This window comes from Paraburkholderia sp. NPDC080076 (assembly GCF_050281145.1).
Taxonomy (GTDB): domain Bacteria; phylum Pseudomonadota; class Gammaproteobacteria; order Burkholderiales; family Burkholderiaceae; genus Paraburkholderia.
This window is the reverse complement of record NZ_JBNNWQ010000001.1, coordinates 1,464,368-1,483,077: the sequence shown is the minus strand read 5'-3', so window position 1 is coordinate 1,483,077 and position 18,710 is coordinate 1,464,368. Positions and strand designations below refer to the sequence as shown.

The window sequence follows — 18,710 nt, the reverse complement described above, 5'->3', positions numbered from 1 at the left end:
TTGTTGACGTCAGCGAGAAAAATACAGGTCGTGGAACTGCGTCAAGTTCACTTCGGCGGCGGGCTTCGATAATGTCACTTCGCCGCCTTGCATCAGATACACATGATCGGCGACATCGAGCGCTATATGCGTGTTCTGCTCGACCAGCAAGATCGTGCGGCCTTCTGACTTCAGCCGTTTCAGAATATCGAACACCTCTCGCACCATAACGGGCGAAAGTCCGAGCGAGGGCTCGTCGATCAGCAGCACCTTGGGGTCCGAAATGAATCCGCGCCCCATCGCCAGCATCTGCGCCTGACCGCCCGAGAGGGTGCCTGCCTGATGAGGGCTGCGTTCGCGCAGCAGCGGAAACAGCTCATAATCGCGTTCGAGGTGGGTTCGAACCGCATGGCGGCATGGCTTCGCGAATGCCCCCATCATGAGATTCTCTTCGATGGTCATGTCGCGGAAAATCATGCGGCCTTCCGGAAGCAGTGCCACGCCCTTTGCGGCCATGTTCCAGCTTGGTTCGCTCGACGTGTCCCTACCAGCTTGCGTGATATGACCACGCGACACCGGAATCGGACCCAGGATCGTGCGCAGCAGCGTGGTTTCCCGCGCCGTTGGGGCCCGACGATCGTTGTCATCGCGTCGACTACGACGGCCAAGGCCTACCCAAGCTGATCGCCACGCCGTGCGTCGCACCGAAGTGCAAAAACAAACTTATGTGCCGAAGCTGATTTTTCCGGCGAGTGAACCGGCACGATGAACCTGACCGAGCGGCAGGCCGGTTCCGATCTCGCGCTGGTGCGCACGCGTGCCGAGCCGCAAAGCGACGGTTCGTTCAAGCTGTTCGGCACGAAGATTTTCATCATGCGGGGCGAGCACGCCGGATGCGCCGGGAGGTGTGAAGGGCATTTCGCTCTTCATCGTGCGGACGTTTCTCGTCAATGAAGACGGTTCGCTCGGCGAGCGCAACGACGTGCATTGCGTGTCGATCGAACACACGCTCGGCATCCAGGTGAGCCCGGCCGCGGTGCTGCAATTCGGCGACCATACATGTTCATCATGATGAATGCGGCGCGTTTTGCTATCGGCAGGCAAGACGTCTGTTCTTTGATTTGACATAATATAAATTATCAATATTTCGAATGTAGCGGCTTCATGTAAATGTCGTGTTCTAGCCAGATAGAAATGTCGTGTTTTTGAACGCTGGCATGCTGGTCGGTCCGTTGCGAGATTTCGGAGTCGGCCATGTGTCCAGCCACACTGGTGACACTGAACATGCGCGAACTCAACCGTTTGAAAGTGATTCAGGCGATTGCGGAGTCGGGTCTCGAGCCCACCAGCCCCATCTCCCAACACATGCCTCCATTCCTCAATGCTTCCCATACGTCGCCAGATACTCCGCCAGCCCCGTCCACTGCGGAGAGCTCAGCAATTGCGGATGATCTCTTGCCACCTGAAGCGCGACATTATGAAAACCCTGCGTCGTATCCGACACGCCCGCTTGCACGACTCCATTGGATGCAGTCGCGGCGGCATGTATCGGCGCACCCGTTAACGCTGGCGCAGGTTGAGCCACAGGCTGACCGTTAAGAGCACTTGCCAGCCGGTCAAGTTGCGCATTGCGAGTCGTGACAGCATCGGAATACTTCTTCTGCGCGTCGAACTTCTCCGCAAGCATCTGAAGCACCGCAGTATGGTCGAGTCTCCCCGAGAAGACGCTCCCCGGAGTGACAAACGGCGACACCAGAAAAGCCGGCACCCGCAGCCCACTAGTCTTGAACGAAAACCCCGCGATATCGACCGCAATGTCCAACGGCGCCACATGATCGAAGAACCCGCCGTGCTCGTCATACGTCACGATCAGCAGCGTCTCTTTCCACCTGGCCGGATTCGAAATCAAGGTCCGGTAAATATCGGCGATGAACGCTTGCCCACCAGCCATCCCCGTTGGGCAGTGATCGTCGTTGGCGGTGTTGTGAGGGCCGTCCGTGTATTCCGGTTCGATGAAAATCACTTTCGGGAGAATGCCGTTGCCCTGCCAGTCATGGGCAAACCTCGAATACCGCCGGAAGTTTCCGCCGGCGTCGTTGAGCGGCAAGGTCAAGGACAGCAGGATCTCCGGGAGCCATTCCTTCATCATGCTGAAGAACGGAAAGAAGCTCCCTGACTGATAGACACACCAAGGTATGCCGCGCTGGCGCAGCCAATCATAGGCAAGTGGCTGATCCGGCAGAAAGCTCAGCCCTTGCACGTTATCGTTGATCAGGCTAGTCCCCGCCATCGCCATCAGGCGATTCGCCTGAGTCCCTGACGGCAACGGAGCAAACCAGTTGTCGCACACGGTGAAGTGTTTCGCGAGAAAGTCGAAAGTGGGTACAGTGCGCGCGTCGTAATAACCCATCACGTCGGCCAGATTCGACGGTGCCGGCTTGCGGGTTGCATAGCTTTGCACGAATCCACCGAGTTCCGGGCATCCTCCCGGCACACACGGAGTGTCGATCTGCGTGGCGATCGGGCCGCGGTCGTGAGGCGGGTCCGATATGGCAGGTCCATTCGGACTCAATGCATGAATGGGATATTGCTTGCCGTTGTATACGTTGATGAAGTTCGCCTGCCACGCCCGATCCGCGGAAAGGCCGTTAACCTGGCTGCCGTTCAAGCTTAAATAACCGAGTGCGTGATCGAAGGAACGGTTTTCCATCATGGCGATCACGACGGTGTCAATCTGGTCCAGAGCAGTCATCAAAGCTCCTTGAGCACCTGGCATTCAGCGTAAACCGACTCAGTATCGGAAAAGGTAGACGAAAACCATTGTTTTCGCGTCTCAGGTAATTCCCTGAGGTCATGACACGAAGTGCCTGATGTAATCGACTTCCCTCCCCTCTGGTGTTCCGCAGAGCGACGGGAACGACGCCCGGCCGATATCTCGCGGCGGACGAGCAAGAGTCGCGCGCTGCGCTTGCGTGGCCTTCAAAAGCGACTTGAGCGAGATGATCGTCGATCAGCTCGCTCAACTTGATGGCACACAGCGCGAACCCACAGCGCGAACCTTCAGGCTCTTTCAAGGCGTGCAGTTCGAGCCTAGTTTCACCTTGCGCTTGTCCAGTTGCAGACGATTGCCGCTCAGTTTGACCTTGCCGGAAAACGAAGCGCTCTTCCACTGGATCTTGCAGGTCGCTGAATCGATCGCGTAAACCACCTGCTCGCTGCCGGAATACGTGGAGACGAGAAGCTGCTTGCCGTTCGTATAAAGCGGCCGCTCGACGATGCTGACGTCAGGATCCACGGAGCACGATGCCCCGCCCGCACGGCTCAGCGTGACCGGACCGAGCCAGGCAGTCGGACTATTCGTGCCGTCGCTCTGACCCAGATCGATCGACAGATCGCCGACGCTGACCTTGCCCGTGCCGGGATTCACTTCGCTGTAGTGACACGATTGCGCGAGGGCAACCGGACCCGCGATCAACAGACCGGCAACGGTCACGACCGCACGCGTGATAAGACTCTGCTTCATGGTTTGATGGCGTAATACTGGACATTCGCGAGATCCGCATGCGTCCAGGAAAAGTTAATGGCGGTGTTTTTCCGTCCGACGCCGCCATATCGGCCCCAATACGCAAGCGGATAAGGTTTCGATTGACCCGGCATGATAATCACGACATGGCCGTGATGCGTCGCCTTCAATCCGGCAACCACCAGATAGCCGAGTCCGGCATAAGCGACGGCCTTATCGGCATCCGAACCGAGTTGAGTCCACGGTGCGCGGCCAATGGCGTCGATAATGCTGTTCGCATCACCCGTCAGCGTAATATCGAGGTCTGCGGCGACTGCCTTCAGGAAGCCGCTGCAATCGGCTTTCCATTGCGTCCAGTGGTTCTCACACAGGGTTTTGATATTTTTTCCGCCAGCCATTATCGTTATCCGTTTCGCATGTGATGTTGTCGGTTTTTCTCCGGCCGCAAAAAGCCGCGACGTAAGCGCTCGGATTATAACGGGGCTTACAGAAATGTAAATAAATGAATGGCGTGGCGTGCTGCGAATTAAAAAATCATGCGTCCATGCTGAATGCAATCGTGTTCCGCCCCATGTCTTTCTCCGCGATAATCGCGCATTCCGCCCTGCCCGCCGCCGATCAAATAGACGCCTCGCTTCATTTAACAAATCGACGCAATAAAATCCAACGCCCTGCTCGCTTCAGCCGCATTCGCATTGAGCATCGCCAGCACTGCTGCGTTTGCCAACTGCGGCATCGGAGGAAACCAGGAAACGCGTGCCGCCGGTCCTCTCAATCGACCGATATCTCGCTCGCCGTGCGCACCGCCTCTTGTTATAATTCTTTCACCAAATCGAACAAAACATAACGCCCTCCCACACTGCGCGACAGGAGCTCCATGCTGAAACCCGACCGCCTCCGCGCCCTTGCCGATGCGCTGGCCAGGCAAAACGTGATGCGCCTGCGCGACGCCGCCGGCCTGCTGGGCGTTTCGGAAATGACTGTCCGGCGCGACATTGCCGGCAGTCCCGAGCGATTCACGTATCTCGGCGGCTATATCGTCAGCGCGACCGACGTGCCGAATAACGCCGGCTATTCACTCGAAGAAGAGAAAGACCACTTCGCGCAGGCCAAAGCCGAGGCGTCGGCGATCGCGGCGGGACTCATCGGCAACAACGAAACGCTGTTCATCGACTGCGGCACGACCCTCACTACGCTGGCCCGGCTGATTCCGGTCGAGCGGCATGTCACGGTGGTGTGCTATTCGCTGAACGTCGCGGAAATTTTGCGGCGCAAACCCAATGTGCGGATGATTCTGCTGGGCGGCGTCTATGTACCTTCGTCAGATTCGTTCGCAGGTGAAGAAAGTCTGGAGATGCTGCGCCGCATGGGCATCAACAAGGCATTCATTTCCGCCGGCGGCGTGGACGCGGCGCGCGGAGTGACGTGCTGGAATTTTCACGAGGTCGCCCTCAAGCAGGCGGCTATGGCGAGCGCAGTCGAGCGGCATCTGGTGGTGGATCAGAGCAAGTTCGGCGTCGTCAAAGCGGTGCGTTTCTCGCAAGTCGACGACTTCGATTCCATCATCACCGAGAAAGGCCAGGAACTCCGCAAGCGCCGGTAAGCGCGTATGCGTGCCTCTGCATCGCGGCGTTAGCAATGCAAAGGCCGCAACTCTTCTAGTTCTTACGCTGCAACGCGAACAGCGTCCCGGCGATCAGAATAAACGCGCCGATAATCACCTTCTGCCAGGTGCTCGGCACGCCCACCAGAATCAGCACGCTATTGATCAGCGTGACCAGCACCACGCCGAGCAACGTGCCGGCTACCGTGCCCGTGCCGCCCGTAATGCGCGCGCCGCCCAGAATCACCGCCGCGATCACATCGAGTTCCGAGCCCACCAGATCGAACGGATTCGCAAGCCGGTTGTTCGACACATGCAGAATGCCCGCGATGCCGGCGAGCATGCCGGTATAGCCGAACACGAACAGATGGATCGCGCGCAGGTTGTAGCCGAGCCGCTCGGCAATCGCGAGGCTGCCGCCCATCGCATAGACGCCGCGTCCCATCATCGTGCGATTCAGGAGCCACCAAGTGACCACCGCGGCCGCCACCAGCGCTATCACAGACACCGGCAACACGGCGCGCAAGCCATCAGCCGTGTGATAGAAAAACAGCGGAATGCGGCCGAAATGATCCATGCTGTGCGGAATGTTCATAAAGAACGTCGTGCCGATGAACGTCAGCAACAGCCCGCGATACAGATACTGCGTGCCGATCGTGACGATCAGCGAAGGCGCTTTTAGCCGATGCACCAGCACCCCGTTGACAACGCCAAGCACGATGCCGCCGAGCGCGCCCGTAATCAGGATCAGCGCAAACGGCGCGTCCGGCCACCACGCGAACACGGCCTTGGTGATGCCGTACATCGTCAGCGCGGCAATGGCGGTGAACGACACGTCGATCCCGCCGGACGCCAGCACCACCAGCGTGCCTAACGCGAACAGCGACATCGTGGTCGCCGAATGCAACAGGTCGAACAGCGTCGCCAACTGGAAGAAACGCGGATTGATCGCACCGACAATCAGGCACGTCACCGCGATCAATGCCAGGGTGAACCATTCGGGATTGCGCGCGAGCTTGGCCCGCAAGCTCGGCGGCTTGACCTCGGGGGCGACTTCGACAACGGTCGGGGTGGTCATGGTCTGGTTCAGGCGCGAATCGAGGCGCGAGTTCATGAGTAGAGACGTCCTTTATGCGGCTTCCGAAAGCAGCGCGTGATACAGATCGGCTTCGCTCAGCGTGTCGGCCTGGTATTCGCTGGCGACACGCCCTTTCTTCATCATCAGGATGCGGTCGCAGTTCTGCAGCAGTTCCGGCAAGTCGTCGCTGATCAGGATGATGCCGATGCCGCGTTGCGACAGGCGCTGCATGATGCGGTAAATGATGTCCTTCGAGCCGACGTCGACACCGACTGTCGGTCCATGCAGGATCAGCACGCGCGGGTCGATGGCGAGCCAGCGGCCGATCAGCACGCGCTGCTGGTTGCCGCCCGACAGCGATTGCACGGGTTTGTCGACACCCGGCGTGGCGATCTGCAGATCCTTCACCGTCTGTTCCGCGAGCGCCTGCGCGCGAGTGCGGTCGATCTGGCCGAAACGGTCACGCAAGCTGGAGATCATCGCGGTGATCACGTTGTCGCGGATCGGTTTGTCGAGAAAGAGCCCTTCGTTCAGGCGGTCTTCCGGCACATAGCCGATGCGATGCTCCTTGGCGTCCGAGGGCGTGCGCAGCGAGACGGCCTTGCCGTCGAGCATCACGTGCCCGGATTGCGCCGGCGCGACGCCCGCGAGCGCGCGTGCAAGTTCATTGCGCCCCGAGTCGAGCAGACCCGTAATGCCGAGAATCTCGCCGCCGTGCAGCGCGAACGACACATCGCTGAATTGGCCGGCGCGCGTATAACCGCGCACATCGAGCACGACGTTGGGCTCGCAGGCGCCTTCACGATAACGCTCATTAGACAGATGACGCCCCGTCATCAACTCGCTGATCTGCGCCTTGGTGAATTGCGCGATCGGTCCTTGCGCCATTTTCTGACCGTCGCGCAGCACGATCACTTCGCCGCCGATCGCATAGCACTCGTCGAGCTTGTGGCTCACGAACAGCACGGTGACGCCCTGCGCGCGTAAATTAGCGAGCACGGCGATCAGATTGTCGACTTCCTTCTGCGTGAGCGACGTGGTGGGCTCGTCCATGATGACGAACTTCGCCTCGCTGGCGATCGCGCGGGCAATCGCCACGAGTTGCCGCGTGGCGAGCGGCAATTGCTCGATCAGCGTTGCCTGAAACTCCGCGTTGCCGGGCAGCCCGACCGCTTCGAGCGCGCGCGCCGCCGTGCGGGCCAGTTCGCGCCGGTCGAAGGTGCGGGCCAGCTTGCCCGCGTGCGTGGCCAACTCGGACGTGAGCGCGACGTTTTCCGCCACGTTCATATTGGGCAGCAACGACAAATCCTGGTAAACGGTTTCGATACCGGCCGCGAGCGATTCGAGCGCGGAGAGCCGCGCATGCCGCACGCCTTCGATCACGAGTTCGCCTTCATCGGGTGGCTGCGCACCGGAAATGATCTTGATGAGCGTGCTCTTGCCGCAACCGTTTTCGCCGAGCAGGTGATAGATCTGGCCGCGCTCGAACGACAGGCTCACGCCGCGTAACGCATGCACGCCGGTGAAGCGCTTGTGCACGCCGACCACCTCCAGGAATGGCTGCGAAACGTCGGACTGTGGTGACTTCGGTGAGGTTGCGTCTTGATTCATTGTGGCGAGTCGCAGGTTGGGGCGTCCCCTTTCGGGGACGCCGTGACACATGAAACAAAAGTCAAAGCCGCCAGAAAGCTCAGAACGGATACTGCTTGTAGTTCGTCTTGTCGACGTTCACCCAGCCCTGGCCGCGCACGATGATGCCCTTGCCCGGTCCCTTCGCGACCGTGACCTTCGTGTAGCCAGGAATGCCGAGGTCGGCGCCGTTCTCGACCGTCTTGCCGTCCACCAGCATCTGCGCGACCTTGTTCATCGCGATGCCCGCGAGCTTCGGATCCCAGAACGCGATGCCGTTGATGGCGCCGCTTTCGAGGAACTTGCCGGCTTCGGTCGGCAGGCCCGTTCCGTAGACGCAGATCTTGCCCTGCATGCCGGCCTCTTCCACCGCGCGGCCGATGCCGATCACGTCGAGCGACGACGAACCCTGGAAGCCTTTCAGGTCCGGATGCTTGCGCAGCACTTCCTTGGCGACTTCATAGGCGCGCTCACCGTCGTTATTGGTTTCGAGCTTGGGCTCGACCAGGTTCATCTTCGGATACTTGGCCTTGGCGTTGCCGATGCCGCCGTCCGCCCATTGCACCTGCGAGCGGCTGCCGAGCGAACCCACCAGCACGGCCCACTTGCCGTCGTCGTGCATGCACGAGGCGAGACGCTCGTTCAGGCCGGCGCCGTAGGCGGTGTTGTCGAACGCCTCGATGTCGACCATCGTGTTCTTGGCATTGTCGGCTTCATGCGTGACCACCTTGATGCCGCGATCCATCGCCTTCTTCAGCGCCGGTTCGAGCGTCGGCGGATCGTAGGGCACCACGGCAATGGCGGTGACCTTCTTGGCGATCAGATCTTCGATGATCTTCAGTTGCTGCGCCGCATCCGCGCGGCCGGGCCCGGTCTGATACGCGTTTATGTTGGGATTGTCCTTGGCGAACTGCTTGACGCCGTCGTCCATCCGGTTGAACCAGTTGATGCCGGTCACCTTGACGACCGTGACGATCGTTTCGTTCGTGGCAGCCTGCGCGGCAGCGATCACACCTACCGTCAGCGCGGCCGCTGCGAGCGCGGCACCCAGTCGAGTCAATTTCATGCAAAGTCTCCTTTATCGTTCGATGTCGCCCACTTGATCGTCGCGGACAGCCAGGGCTCGTTGTCCGCCGCGTACTGAAACCTTGTCGCGCGCCACTAACGCTTAGGCGCTGCACTTGAAGCGCCGGCATTGCTTGCGCCGCCGAAACCAAAGATCGCGCGCACCCGTTCGCCGCCCGCAAACGCCAGCGACAGCAGCAACAGAAACCCCCACGCGCAATCGCCGAAGAACTGCGACACGCCCATCAGGTTGAACAGGCTGGAAAGAAACTGCAGCACCGTCGCGGCGAAGAACACGCAGATGATGCGGCCATGCCCGCCCGCGGGATTCACGCCGCCCATCACCGCGATCAGGATCGCGATCAGCAGATAGGAATTGCCGTAGTCCCATTTCGCGCTGGACGTATGCGTCGCGCTGATCAACCCGGCCAGCGACGCGAGCACGCCACACATCGCATACGTCGTGATCAGCATGCGCGCGCGCGGAATGCCGGCGTAGAACGCCGCCTTGGGATTGGTGCCCATCAGATAGAGACGCAGGCCGAATGGACTACGCTTGAGCAGCCACCCCAGCACGATCACCGCGGCGATAAAAATGCAGAACGCGATCGGCACCTGAAACACCGTGCCGTTGCCGATATTCGACAACGGGTCCACGTAGTCGACATGCACCGAGGCGCCGTTGCTGAGCACCACCGCGAAGCCGGTGAACAGCAGCTGCGTGCCGAGCGTGCAGAGAATCGGCGTGAGTCTGAGGCGCGCGATCACCACGCCGTTCAGCAGTCCGCCAAGCAAACCCATCACCACCACGATCACGCAGAACAGCGACGTGTAGAGCGCGGGCGAATCGTCGCCGTTGACGAAGCGCGGCACGATCAACGCGGCGACCATGCCCGACAGGTTGGCGAGCCCGACGCCGGACAGGTCGATGCCGCCGTTGCCCGACACCATCGAGAGCATGATGCCGAGCGCGAGCAGGCCGAGCTCGGGCAACTGGCCGCCCATCGACTGCAGATTGTCGATATCGACGAATTGGCCGCGCGAGAGCCACGTCGCGACCAGCACGACGAGCACGTTGACGATCAGCAGGAAATTCAGTTGCCGGTCGCCGAACAGTTTTCCAGCGGTGAACGAAGACTTCATGGTGACGACACGCTCCTTCAGGCTTCGCAAACGGTCAGGATGACTGGGACACGCCGGCCGGCTGGCTCAGCACTTGATTCACTTCGTCGAGTGTCGGCATGGAAGGCGCCGTGCCCGGACGCGTCACGGAAATACCCGCGAGCGCGCAACCGAAACGCAATGCCGTAATGGCGTCGTCGCCGCGTGCGAGCGCTGCCGCGAAGCCGCCCGTGAAGCCGTCGCCGGCGCCGGCGGTTTCCACCACGCGGCCGCAGTGGTAGGCGGGAACAAGGATCGATTGCTCCGCCGAATGCAGCAGCGCGCCGCCCTCGCCCAGCGTGACGATGACCGTGCCGACGCCCTTGGCGAGCAGTACGTCGGCGGCGCGGCGGGCGTCGTCGGCATTCGCAATCGGCACGCCGGTGAGCGCGGCCGCTTCGGTTTCGTTCGGGGTGATGTAGTCGCACAGCGGGAAGATGGCGTCGTCGAGCGGCATGGCGGGCGCCGGATTGAACACGGTGATGACACCATGCTTACGCGCCACTTCCAGTCCGCGCCGTGCGGCTTCGAGCGGCTGCTCGAGTTGCGTGACGAACACGCGGGCGGCGGCGATATCGGCTTCGATTGCGTCGACGTCGGCGGCCTCCATCGTGCCGGCCGCGCCGGATGCGACGATGATCGCGTTCATGCCGGTGTTGTCGTCCACGAAAATGTGCGCCGCGCCGGTCGAGACGCCGTCGATCACCGACGCGCGCGCCGTGATGCCTTCAGCGGCCCACGTGGCGCGTGCGATAGAGCCGAACGCGTCGTTGCCGATGCGCGTGCAGAACACCACTTCCGCGCCGACACGCGCGGCCGCGACCGCCTGATTCGAGCCCTTGCCGCCCGGCCCCATCGCGAACGCCGTGCCCGCGATGGTCTCGCCGATCTGCGGCATACGTCCGGCGCGAAACGTCAGATCGGTGACGTAGATGCCGAGAATGACGACGCGACCGTTTGGTTGCGAAGACGTGTTCATGCGCGTTGCCCCTGTTCCTGAACAGCCGGGTTAAAGGGAACGTCCTTCGATGCCTGAAATGCGCGCGGCACTTCGGCATGCAACAGCGGATCCAGATTCTTCAGCACGTTGTCTCCTCCATTTTCTGGTTGGCGTGCGTGTCTTTACTTTAAGACGTTTGGTACGGCTGCCGGCTTGGCGGTCAATCTCCGTACGGTATCCAGATGTTCTTGACCTGCACGGCCTGACGCAGGAACGGCCGGCCTTCGCTCGAACGGCTGTACCAGTCGAACTGGCGGCCGTGATCGACGAACGTGCGTTTCAGATTGCCGACCGATTCACGCTCGACCAGCGTCGAATCCGCCGCGCTGCCGAAGCACCAGACCGCATCGACGTCGTCGTGTTTGACGAGCGCGGGCAGCAATGCGTCCCGTTCGCCCGTGACGATGTTCAGCACGCCGCCGGGCACGTCGGACGTCTCGGCCACCTGATAGAAGTCGGTGACCGTGAGCGGCGACGCCTCGCTCGGCAACACCACCACGCGATTGCCCATCGCCAGCGCGGGCGCCGCCAGCGAAACGAAGCCGAGCAGCGGCGCTTCGTCCGGGCAGGCAATGCCGATCACGCCGAGCGGCTCATGCATGGCCAGCGCGACACCACGCAACGGCGGCGTATGCACCGCGCCGTCGAACTTGTCGGCCCAAGCCGCGTAAGTGAAAAGACGCTGCACCGAGGCGTCCACTTCGGCACGCGCCGAGGCTTCCGTCGCCCCGTTTCGCACCACGAGCTGGCGCACGAATTCGTCCGCGCGCACGGCCAGGTTTTCCGCCAGATAGAACAGCACTTGCGCGCGGTTATGCGTGCTCGCCTGCGACCACTTCTGCGCCGCGCGCGCCGCTTCGACCGCGTTACGGATGTCCTTGCGATTGCCCGCGGCCACTTCGCCGACGGGCGTGCCGTCCGGCGCATGCACCGGCAGCGAATAGCCGCTATCAGGACGCGCCTGCTTGCCGCCGATAAAGAGTTTCGCGGTGCGATCGATCGACGTCACGTTCGACAACGGATCGAGCGTGGCCGCGCTCTCCACGAGACGCGTCTTGCGACGCTCCGCAAGATTGAGCCAGGCTCGCGGTTTCAGATATTCGTAGATGCCCTCACGTCCGCCTTCACGGCCATAACCCGATTCGCGATAGCCGCCGAAGCCGACCGCCGCGTCGAACAGATTCGTCGCGTTGATCCAGACGACGCCGCTTGCGAGCCGCGGCGCGACATCGAGCGCGCGGCCGATGGTTTCGCTCCACACGCTCGCGGCGAGTCCATAACGCGAGTTGTTGGCGAGCGCGATCGCTTCATCGGGCGTGCGAAAGCTCATGGTCACCAGCACCGGACCGAAGATTTCTTCCTGTGCCAGCGTGGAAGCCGGCGCCACGCCGGTGACGAGCGTCGGCGGATAAAAACAGCCGTTAGCAGGCATCGTCGTGTCAGGCGACTGCCACACCGAGCAGCCTTCACGGCGGCCGGTTTCCACCAGCGACTGAATGCGCTCGAGTTGCACCGGATCGACGATCGCGCCGAGGTCGATGCTCTTGTCGAGTGACGTGCCCACGCGCAGCGTCTCCATGCGCCGTTTCAGTTTGGCGATGAAACGCGCTTCGATGCCTTCCTGCACGAGCAGCCGCGAGCCCGCGCAACAGACCTGCCCCTGGTTGAACCAGATCGCGTCGACGACGCCTTCGACCGCGCCGTCCAGGTCCGCATCGTCGAAGACGATGAAGGGCGACTTGCCGCCCAGTTCGAGCGTCAGTGATTTGCCCGAACCGGCTGTGGACGAACGGATCAGCCGGCCCACTTCGGTGGAGCCGGTAAAGGCGATCTTGTCGACCTGCGGATGCTCGACCAACGCCGCGCCCGTGCGTCCGTCGCCCGTGACGACGTTCAGCACGCCGGCGGGCAAGCCCGCGCGATGCGCGAGTTCGGCGAACAGCAACGCGGTGAGCGGCGTGTATTCAGCAGGCTTCAACACGACGCAGTTGCCCGTGGCGATGGCCGGCGCGATCTTCCACGCGAGCATCAGCAGCGGGAAATTCCACGGCACGATCTGACCGACCACGCCGAGCGGCGCGTAGTCGGCGAACTCGCTCTCCTGCAACTGCGCCCACCCCGCGTGATGCAGGAAGTGGCGCGCGACGAGCGGCACGTCGATGTCGCGCGTTTCGCGGATCGGCTTGCCGTTGTCGAGCGCTTCGAGCACGGCGAAGAGCCGGCTATGACGCTGCACCATGCGCGCGAGCGCATACAGATGCCGCGCTCGTCCCGCGCCACCTAGCGCGAGCCAGCCCGGCTGCGCGGCGCGCGCGGCGGCCACCGCTGCGTCGATGTCGGCCGCGTCGCCCTGGGCGATCTCCGCGAGTTGCTCGCCCGTTGCGGGCGCGTGCGAGGCGAAGCGCTCACCGGCCGCAGGCGCATGCCACACACCGCCGATGAAATGCCCGAAGCTGCCCTCATGCTGCGCCAGCCAGGCGCGTGCGGGTTGATCGTCCTCGGGTGCGGGACCGTACTCCATCGATGAAAAATACTCGGCTACGCTCATGGGATCGGTCTTCTGTTCAGGCTACTGGGTGACGGTTGAAAGCGGAGTAACGGCCGCTCACGTAATGTTCGAGCTGGCGTTCAATATCGGCCAGCAGGCTCGATGCGCCAATGCGGAAGAGCTCCGGTTCGAGCCACGCGCGGCCGAGTTCTTCTTTCATCAGGATCTGATACGACAGCACCGACTTCGCAGTCGATACGCCGCCCGCCGGCTTGAAGCCGATCAGCACGCCGGTGCGCTCCTGGTATTCGCGGATCATGCGCACCATCACGAGCGACACGTCCAGCGTCGCGTTGACGCCTTCCTTGCCGGTGGATGTCTTGATGAAGTCGGCGCCGGCCATCATGCAGACCATCGACGCGCGCGCCACGTTCGACAGCGTGCGGATGTCGCCGGTGGCGAGAATGGTCTTCAGATGCGCCGCGCCGCAAGCCGCGCGGAAGTCGCGTACTTCGTCGTAGAGCGCCTGCCAGTTGCCGGTGAGCACATATTCACGCGTGACGACGATGTCGATTTCCTGCGCGCCGTCCGCGACCGACGCTTCGATCTCTTTCAGCTTCAACGGATGCGGGATCAGGCCGGCGGGAAAACCCGTCGATACCGCCGCGACCGGAATGCCGCTGCCGTGCAGCGCGTCGACCGCCGCCGCGACGAACCGGTGATACACGCACACCGCGCCCGTCGTGATGCCTTGCGGTGCGATGCCGAGCGCTTCGAGCAGATCGGCGCGCACTGGTTGGCGCGCTTTTGCGCAGAGCCGGCGCACGCGGCCTTCGGTGTCGTCGCCGTTGAGCGTGGTGAGGTCGATGCAGGTGACGGCTTTGAGCAGCCAGGCAGCCTGCGCGTCTTTCTTCACGCTGCGGCGCGTGCCGAGCGTGGCGGTGCGCCGTTCCACCGCCGACTGATTGACGCGCAGGCCGTCGAGCCAGGACGCGTCGAACGGCATACCCGGATTGCGCTCGGGATGGACGATCGGTGTGCCGCGCAGCGCGACGACCGAGGAAGACTGCAATGGGGCTTCTGGCATAAGACATCCGAAAATATGATGCGACGCACAACAGCCGCCGACAATTTGTTCGCACTTATGCTACAACGATTGATAGAATCATAACAAGCTTTGCGAGCAATCGTTACACGAACAAGCGCTGAAGCCCGGCGAAGGCCCGTGAATGTTATTGACGCACCATATTCATGATGCGAAGATCACAACACGGTTTCGACCGGATAGCGTGATACAAAGAAAAGAATTTCGTCGCGTGGACGAAGGAGACATGCCAGATGAGTGAGCCGGTTGCGGTCGCGGCCGCGTCATCGCCTCAGGTTCCATTGATCCGTGTTGCGGGCGTCACCAAGCGATTTGGCGGCGTGCAAGCGCTGCGCGGCGTCGACCTCGAAGTGTTGCCCGGCGAAGTCCACGCCCTGCTGGGCGAAAACGGCGCGGGCAAATCCACGCTGATCAAGATCCTCAGCGGCGTGCATGCGTACGACGACGGCGTCATCGAAATCGCCGGCCAGACAGTGGCGTTCGACTCGCCGGCGCAATCGCGTGATGCGGGTGTCGCCGTGGTCTACCAGGATTTGAGTCTCGTCGAATCGCTGTCGGTCGGCGCCAATCTCATGTTGGGCCGCGAGCCGCGCACGCGTCTGGGCTTCGTGAAGAACCGCCAGCTCATGGCCACGGTCGGCGAGTTTTTGCGCTCGCATGGCATTCCGCTCGATCCGAAAGTGCCGGTCGGCTCGCTGCCCTTCGCCTACCGGCAAATGACCGAGATCTGCAAGGCCCTGATGGGCGAAGTGCGCGTGCTGATTCTCGACGAACCCACTTCCGCGCTGACCGGCGGCGAAGAGCAGATTCTGTTCGACGCGATCCGCGCGGTCACGGCTCGCGGCGTCGGCGTGATCTATGTGACGCATCGGTTGAACGAGGTGTTCCGGATTTCGCAGCGCGTCACCGTGTTTCGTGACGGCGCGAATGCCGGCACGTTCACGACGGCGCAAACGGATATGAAGCAACTGGTGGCGGCCATCGTCGGTCCCGCTCATGCCGCGTTGCAGGCACGGCAGAAAACAGCGGTGGGCGATGGAGCGGTTGCCGCAACCGCAAGCACTGCGGCGACCTCCGAAGAAGCGTCCAATGCCGGCGCTGCGCCCGTGCTCAAGTTATCGAACGTCAGCAACGACCGCCTGCATCACATCGACCTGGTGCTTCGCCGCGGCGAAGTCCACGGACTCGCGGGATTGATCGGCAGCGGCCGCACCGAGATTCTGCAAACCATCTTCGGCCTGCGCTCCGTCGACGCCGGCGCCATCGAGATCGAAGGCCGAACGCGTGCCCGCATCACGCCCGCCGAGGCTATTCAACTCGGCGTGGCGCTGGTGCCCGAAGACCGTCATCTCGAAGGCCTCGTGCTCGACCATTCGATCGAACGCAATCTGACGCTGCCGCGCTTGCCGCATTTTTCCCGCTGGGGATGGCTGCGCAGCCAGGCCGCCGTTCAGCAGGCGAAGCGCTCCATGAAAGAGCTGGCCGTCAAGGCGCCCAACTCCTCCACCGCGGTCAAGTTTTTATCCGGCGGCAATCAGCAGAAAGTGGTCTTCGCGAAGTGGAACCATCCGCGCCCCAAGCTGCTCATGCTCGACGAGCCGACCGTCGGCGTGGATGTCGGCGCGCGCGAGGAAATCTACGGCGTGGTGAACGACGCCGCGCAGGCGGGCACCGGCGTGCTCATCGTGTCGTCGGACCTCGACGAACTCCTGCGCCTGTGCGACCGGATTTCGATTGTCGCGGACGGCTGCATCGTCAACACCGTCGAGCGTGCCGAACTCGCCAACGCCGAAGCGCTGCATCACCTGATCCAACTTTCCCGTTCTTCCCTCGAGGCGCCCGCAACATGAATGAATCTGTCTCGCCGCTGACGGCCGAACGGCAGGCATCGCCGCCGCAGAAAAGCCGTATGCGGCGCATCGCGCAAGCCCTGCTGCAAGGCGACCGGCCCTATGCGCTGTATGCCGCGTTCGCGATTCTGCTGGTGGTGTTCAGCTTCGCGTCGCCGTGGTTCTTATCCATCGACAACTTCCTGAATATCGGCCGGCAAACCGCGCTGGTCTCGATCATCGCGATCGGCATGACCTTCGTGATCATTGCGCGACAGATCGATCTGTCGGTCGGCTCGACGCTGGCGCTCTCGGGCATGTCCGCGGCGCTCGCCATGGCGTATGTGGGCAATAACTGGGTCATCGGCGCGATTGCCGGCATCGGCACCGGCGCGATCGTCGGCGCGATCAATGGGATCGTGACCACGCGCGTCAACATTCCTTCGTTTCTCGTCACGCTCGGCACCCTGAGCGCCGCGCGCGGACTCGCGCTGATGGTCACGACCACCAAGCCCGTGATCATCGACAACGACTCGTTCATCTCGATCTTCGGCGAGGGCGATATTTTCGGCGTGCCGGTGCCGATCATCTGGACGCTGCTCGCCGTGATCGCCGGCATTCTGCTGCTGCACTACAGCGTGTTCGGCCGGCAGATCTACGCGGCGGGCGGCAATCCGACGGCGGCGCTCTATTCGGGCATCAACACGCGGCGCGTGACCACCCTCGCCTTCATTCTCACCGGCATGCTGGCCGGACTCGCCGCGCTCGTGCTCTCGGCGCGCTCGCACGCGGCGCGGCCCGATGTCGTGCAAGGCATGGAGCTGGATGTGATCGCCTCCGTCACGCTCGGCGGCTGCAGTCTGTTCGGCGGCCGCGGCTTCGTGCTGGGGACGCTGCTCGGCAGTCTGATCATCGGCACGCTCAATAACGGGCTGGTGCTGCTCGGCGTGAGTTCGTCGCTGCAACTGGTGATCAAAGGCGTGATCATCGTCGCGGCGGTTGCCTTCACCAGGAAGTAGGCAAGAATCAGAGTAGTTCGGACGTGAAGACGCGAAGCACAGACATGAAGACCAACGGAGGAGAAACATGAAACAACGTCGTGGCTCAAGAATAGCGTTAGCCAGTGTCGTGGCGGCGGCCGCCGCCACTTGTCTGGCTTCCTCGGGCGCTTACGCGCAATGCGTAACCAGCCTGCCTGCGGGATCGATCGGACCGAAGACGATTGTCGGGCAAGGACCGAACGGCGAAAAAGCCGCCTCGGTGGATGCCGTGAAGCTGACCGACGCCGACATCGCCAAGATCAAAGCCGGCAAGTTCAAGGTCGGCATTTCGATGCAGACCATGAATCTCGACTGGTCGCAACTGCAGGTGGCGGGCATCACCGATACGCTGAAGAAGTACGGCGTGGAAGTGATCGGCACGGCGTCGGCCGAATATCAGGTGGACAAGCAGATCGCCGATATCGAGAACACGATCCAGCGCCACCCGAACGGCATCATCTCGATTCCGGTCGACGGCACGGCGACGGCCGCCACCTACAAGAAAGTGTCCGCGGCCGGCATCAAGCTCGTGTTCATGGACAACGTGCCGACCGGCCTGAAGCATCCGGAGGAATACTCGGCGATGATCTCGGCGGACAGCGAAGGCAACGGCCAGATCGCGGCCAAAGTGCTCGCCTCGTGCGTGCCGCAAGGCGCGACGGTCGGGCTCGTGAATTTCGGCGTGGATTACTTCAGCACGACGGAACGCACCAAGGCCGTCAACGACTGGCTGAAGAAAAACCGTCCGGACATCAAGATCAAGCAGGTCGCTTTCACGGACCCGTCCAAAGTCGGGCAGATCGCGGGCGACTTCCTCACCGGCAATCCTGACGTCAAGGGTCTGTTCGCCGTCTGGGATCAGCCGGCGCTGGACACGCTCACGTCGATGCGCGCGCAAGGCGTGAATATCCCCATGACGACGGTCGATCTGGGACTTCAATCCGCGATCGAAATCGCCAAGGGCGGACCGTTGAAGGCCACCGGCTCGCAGCGTCCGTACGATCAAGGCGTCGCCGAGGCGATGGCGATGATGAAGGCGCTGATCGGCCAGACGCCGCCGGCATGGATCGGCGTGCAATCGTTGCCGGTGATTCAGTCGAACGTGCTCGAGTCTTATAAGACCGTGTTCAAGAAAGATCCGCCGCCGCAACTGGCCGAGGCGTGCAAGAAGGCCGCGCCGGCTTGCGGTTGAGGCGGGCGAGCCGCACTT

15 protein-coding genes and 1 pseudogene are annotated in these 18,710 nt (G+C 62.2%); 5 read left to right on the top strand and 11 right to left on the bottom strand.

Going from position 1 to position 18,710, the window contains the following annotated elements:
- Positions 1 to 9 precede the first annotated feature (9 nt).
- Complete coding sequence (locus tag ACQKRQ_RS06635; RefSeq protein WP_427476101.1) at positions 10 to 555, bottom strand: ABC transporter ATP-binding protein; 546 nt, start codon at positions 553 to 555, stop codon at positions 10 to 12.
- A 130-nt stretch (positions 556 to 685) separates the two neighbouring features.
- On the opposite strand from ACQKRQ_RS06635, the pseudogene ACQKRQ_RS06630 reads away from it, so the two are divergent.
- Positions 686 to 1,089: pseudogene (locus tag ACQKRQ_RS06630) on the top strand (acyl-CoA dehydrogenase); the annotation flags it as partial.
- Between the two features lie 268 nt (positions 1,090 to 1,357).
- Here the strand turns inward: ACQKRQ_RS06630 and ACQKRQ_RS06625 are convergent.
- The 3 genes from ACQKRQ_RS06625 to ACQKRQ_RS06615 form a co-directional block, all read right to left on the bottom strand.
- Entirely contained in the window at positions 1,358 to 2,731 is a 1,374-nt protein-coding gene (locus tag ACQKRQ_RS06625) for an alkaline phosphatase family protein (protein ID WP_427475833.1), read from the bottom strand.
- Between the two features lie 318 nt (positions 2,732 to 3,049).
- Positions 3,050 to 3,502, bottom strand: a complete 453-nt coding sequence (locus tag ACQKRQ_RS06620) for a hypothetical protein (protein ID WP_427475831.1) — start codon at positions 3,500 to 3,502, stop codon at positions 3,050 to 3,052.
- Entirely contained in the window at positions 3,499 to 3,900 is a 402-nt protein-coding gene (locus ACQKRQ_RS06615) for a hypothetical protein (protein WP_408181399.1), read from the bottom strand. The genes ACQKRQ_RS06620 and ACQKRQ_RS06615 overlap by 4 nt, the downstream gene beginning before the upstream one ends.
- 479 nt (positions 3,901 to 4,379) lie before the next feature.
- Between ACQKRQ_RS06615 and ACQKRQ_RS06610 the strand changes: the two genes are divergently transcribed.
- On the top strand, positions 4,380 to 5,105 hold the full coding sequence (locus ACQKRQ_RS06610; RefSeq protein ID WP_132377199.1) for a DeoR/GlpR family DNA-binding transcription regulator: 726 nt from the start codon (positions 4,380 to 4,382) through the stop codon (positions 5,103 to 5,105).
- A gap of 55 nt (positions 5,106 to 5,160) precedes the next feature.
- On the opposite strand, the gene ACQKRQ_RS06605 is transcribed toward ACQKRQ_RS06610, so the two are convergent.
- From ACQKRQ_RS06605 to deoC, 7 genes are all read right to left on the bottom strand, one after another.
- Positions 5,161 to 6,219, bottom strand: coding sequence for an ABC transporter permease (locus ACQKRQ_RS06605; protein WP_132377200.1), 1,059 nt, complete (start codon positions 6,217 to 6,219; stop codon positions 5,161 to 5,163).
- A gap of 15 nt (positions 6,220 to 6,234) precedes the next feature.
- Entirely contained in the window at positions 6,235 to 7,794 is a 1,560-nt protein-coding gene (locus tag ACQKRQ_RS06600; protein ID WP_132377201.1) for a sugar ABC transporter ATP-binding protein, read from the bottom strand.
- 79 nt (positions 7,795 to 7,873) lie between these two features.
- The gene (locus ACQKRQ_RS06595) at positions 7,874 to 8,878 is read right to left on the bottom strand and encodes an autoinducer 2 ABC transporter substrate-binding protein (protein ID WP_132377202.1); all 1,005 of its coding nucleotides are present in this window, start codon (positions 8,876 to 8,878) and stop codon (positions 7,874 to 7,876) included.
- Between the two features lie 95 nt (positions 8,879 to 8,973).
- Positions 8,974 to 10,020 carry an ABC transporter permease gene (locus ACQKRQ_RS06590; protein ID WP_132377203.1) on the bottom strand — a complete coding sequence of 349 codons (1,047 nt, stop codon included), beginning with the start codon at positions 10,018 to 10,020 and terminating at the stop codon, positions 8,974 to 8,976.
- Between the two features lie 34 nt (positions 10,021 to 10,054).
- On the bottom strand, positions 10,055 to 11,017 hold the full coding sequence (rbsK, locus tag ACQKRQ_RS06585; protein ID WP_427475827.1) for a ribokinase: 963 nt from the start codon (positions 11,015 to 11,017) through the stop codon (positions 10,055 to 10,057).
- A 181-nt stretch (positions 11,018 to 11,198) separates the two neighbouring features.
- On the bottom strand, positions 11,199 to 13,586 hold the full coding sequence (locus ACQKRQ_RS06580; protein ID WP_427475825.1) for an aldehyde dehydrogenase family protein: 2,388 nt from the start codon (positions 13,584 to 13,586) through the stop codon (positions 11,199 to 11,201).
- A gap of 16 nt (positions 13,587 to 13,602) precedes the next feature.
- Entirely contained in the window at positions 13,603 to 14,613 is a 1,011-nt protein-coding gene (gene deoC / locus ACQKRQ_RS06575; RefSeq protein ID WP_408181406.1) for a deoxyribose-phosphate aldolase, read from the bottom strand.
- A 251-nt stretch (positions 14,614 to 14,864) separates the two neighbouring features.
- On the opposite strand from deoC, the gene ACQKRQ_RS06570 reads away from it, so the two are divergent.
- From ACQKRQ_RS06570 to ACQKRQ_RS06560, 3 genes are all read left to right on the top strand, one after another.
- A complete protein-coding gene (locus tag ACQKRQ_RS06570; RefSeq protein WP_427475823.1) occupies positions 14,865 to 16,481 on the top strand; it encodes a sugar ABC transporter ATP-binding protein in 1,617 nt (538 codons plus the stop codon).
- Complete coding sequence (locus tag ACQKRQ_RS06565; protein ID WP_106308951.1) at positions 16,478 to 17,479, top strand: ABC transporter permease; 1,002 nt, start codon at positions 16,478 to 16,480, stop codon at positions 17,477 to 17,479. The genes ACQKRQ_RS06570 and ACQKRQ_RS06565 overlap by 4 nt, the downstream gene beginning before the upstream one ends.
- Before the next feature lie 67 nt (positions 17,480 to 17,546).
- Positions 17,547 to 18,692: a substrate-binding domain-containing protein gene (locus ACQKRQ_RS06560; RefSeq protein WP_427475820.1), complete on the top strand. Its 1,146-nt coding sequence runs from the start codon at positions 17,547 to 17,549 to the stop codon at positions 18,690 to 18,692.
- The last annotated feature ends 18 nt before the right edge of the window (positions 18,693 to 18,710 follow it).

What these genes read in the sequence shown, in the direction of transcription:
- ACQKRQ_RS06565 (WP_106308951.1), top strand. Translation starts at nt 16,478, where the DNA reads ATGAATGAATCTGTCTCGCCGCTGACGGCCGAACGGCAGGCATCGCCG.
- deoC (WP_408181406.1), bottom strand. Translation starts at nt 14,613, where the DNA reads ATGCCAGAAGCCCCATTGCAGTCTTCCTCGGTCGTCGCGCTGCGCGGC.
- rbsK (WP_427475827.1), bottom strand. Translation starts at nt 11,017, where the DNA reads ATGAACACGTCTTCGCAACCAAACGGTCGCGTCGTCATTCTCGGCATC.
- ACQKRQ_RS06625 (WP_427475833.1), bottom strand. Translation starts at nt 2,731, where the DNA reads ATGACTGCTCTGGACCAGATTGACACCGTCGTGATCGCCATGATGGAA.
- ACQKRQ_RS06570 (WP_427475823.1), top strand. Translation starts at nt 14,865, where the DNA reads ATGAGTGAGCCGGTTGCGGTCGCGGCCGCGTCATCGCCTCAGGTTCCA.
- ACQKRQ_RS06600 (WP_132377201.1), bottom strand. Translation starts at nt 7,794, where the DNA reads ATGAATCAAGACGCAACCTCACCGAAGTCACCACAGTCCGACGTTTCG.
- ACQKRQ_RS06560 (WP_427475820.1), top strand. Translation starts at nt 17,547, where the DNA reads ATGAAACAACGTCGTGGCTCAAGAATAGCGTTAGCCAGTGTCGTGGCG.
- ACQKRQ_RS06615 (WP_408181399.1), bottom strand. Translation starts at nt 3,900, where the DNA reads ATGGCTGGCGGAAAAAATATCAAAACCCTGTGTGAGAACCACTGGACG.
- ACQKRQ_RS06580 (WP_427475825.1), bottom strand. Translation starts at nt 13,586, where the DNA reads ATGAGCGTAGCCGAGTATTTTTCATCGATGGAGTACGGTCCCGCACCC.
- ACQKRQ_RS06610 (WP_132377199.1), top strand. Translation starts at nt 4,380, where the DNA reads ATGCTGAAACCCGACCGCCTCCGCGCCCTTGCCGATGCGCTGGCCAGG.
- ACQKRQ_RS06605 (WP_132377200.1), bottom strand. Translation starts at nt 6,219, where the DNA reads ATGAACTCGCGCCTCGATTCGCGCCTGAACCAGACCATGACCACCCCG.
- ACQKRQ_RS06590 (WP_132377203.1), bottom strand. Translation starts at nt 10,020, where the DNA reads ATGAAGTCTTCGTTCACCGCTGGAAAACTGTTCGGCGACCGGCAACTG.
- ACQKRQ_RS06620 (WP_427475831.1), bottom strand. Translation starts at nt 3,502, where the DNA reads ATGAAGCAGAGTCTTATCACGCGTGCGGTCGTGACCGTTGCCGGTCTG.
- ACQKRQ_RS06595 (WP_132377202.1), bottom strand. Translation starts at nt 8,878, where the DNA reads ATGAAATTGACTCGACTGGGTGCCGCGCTCGCAGCGGCCGCGCTGACG.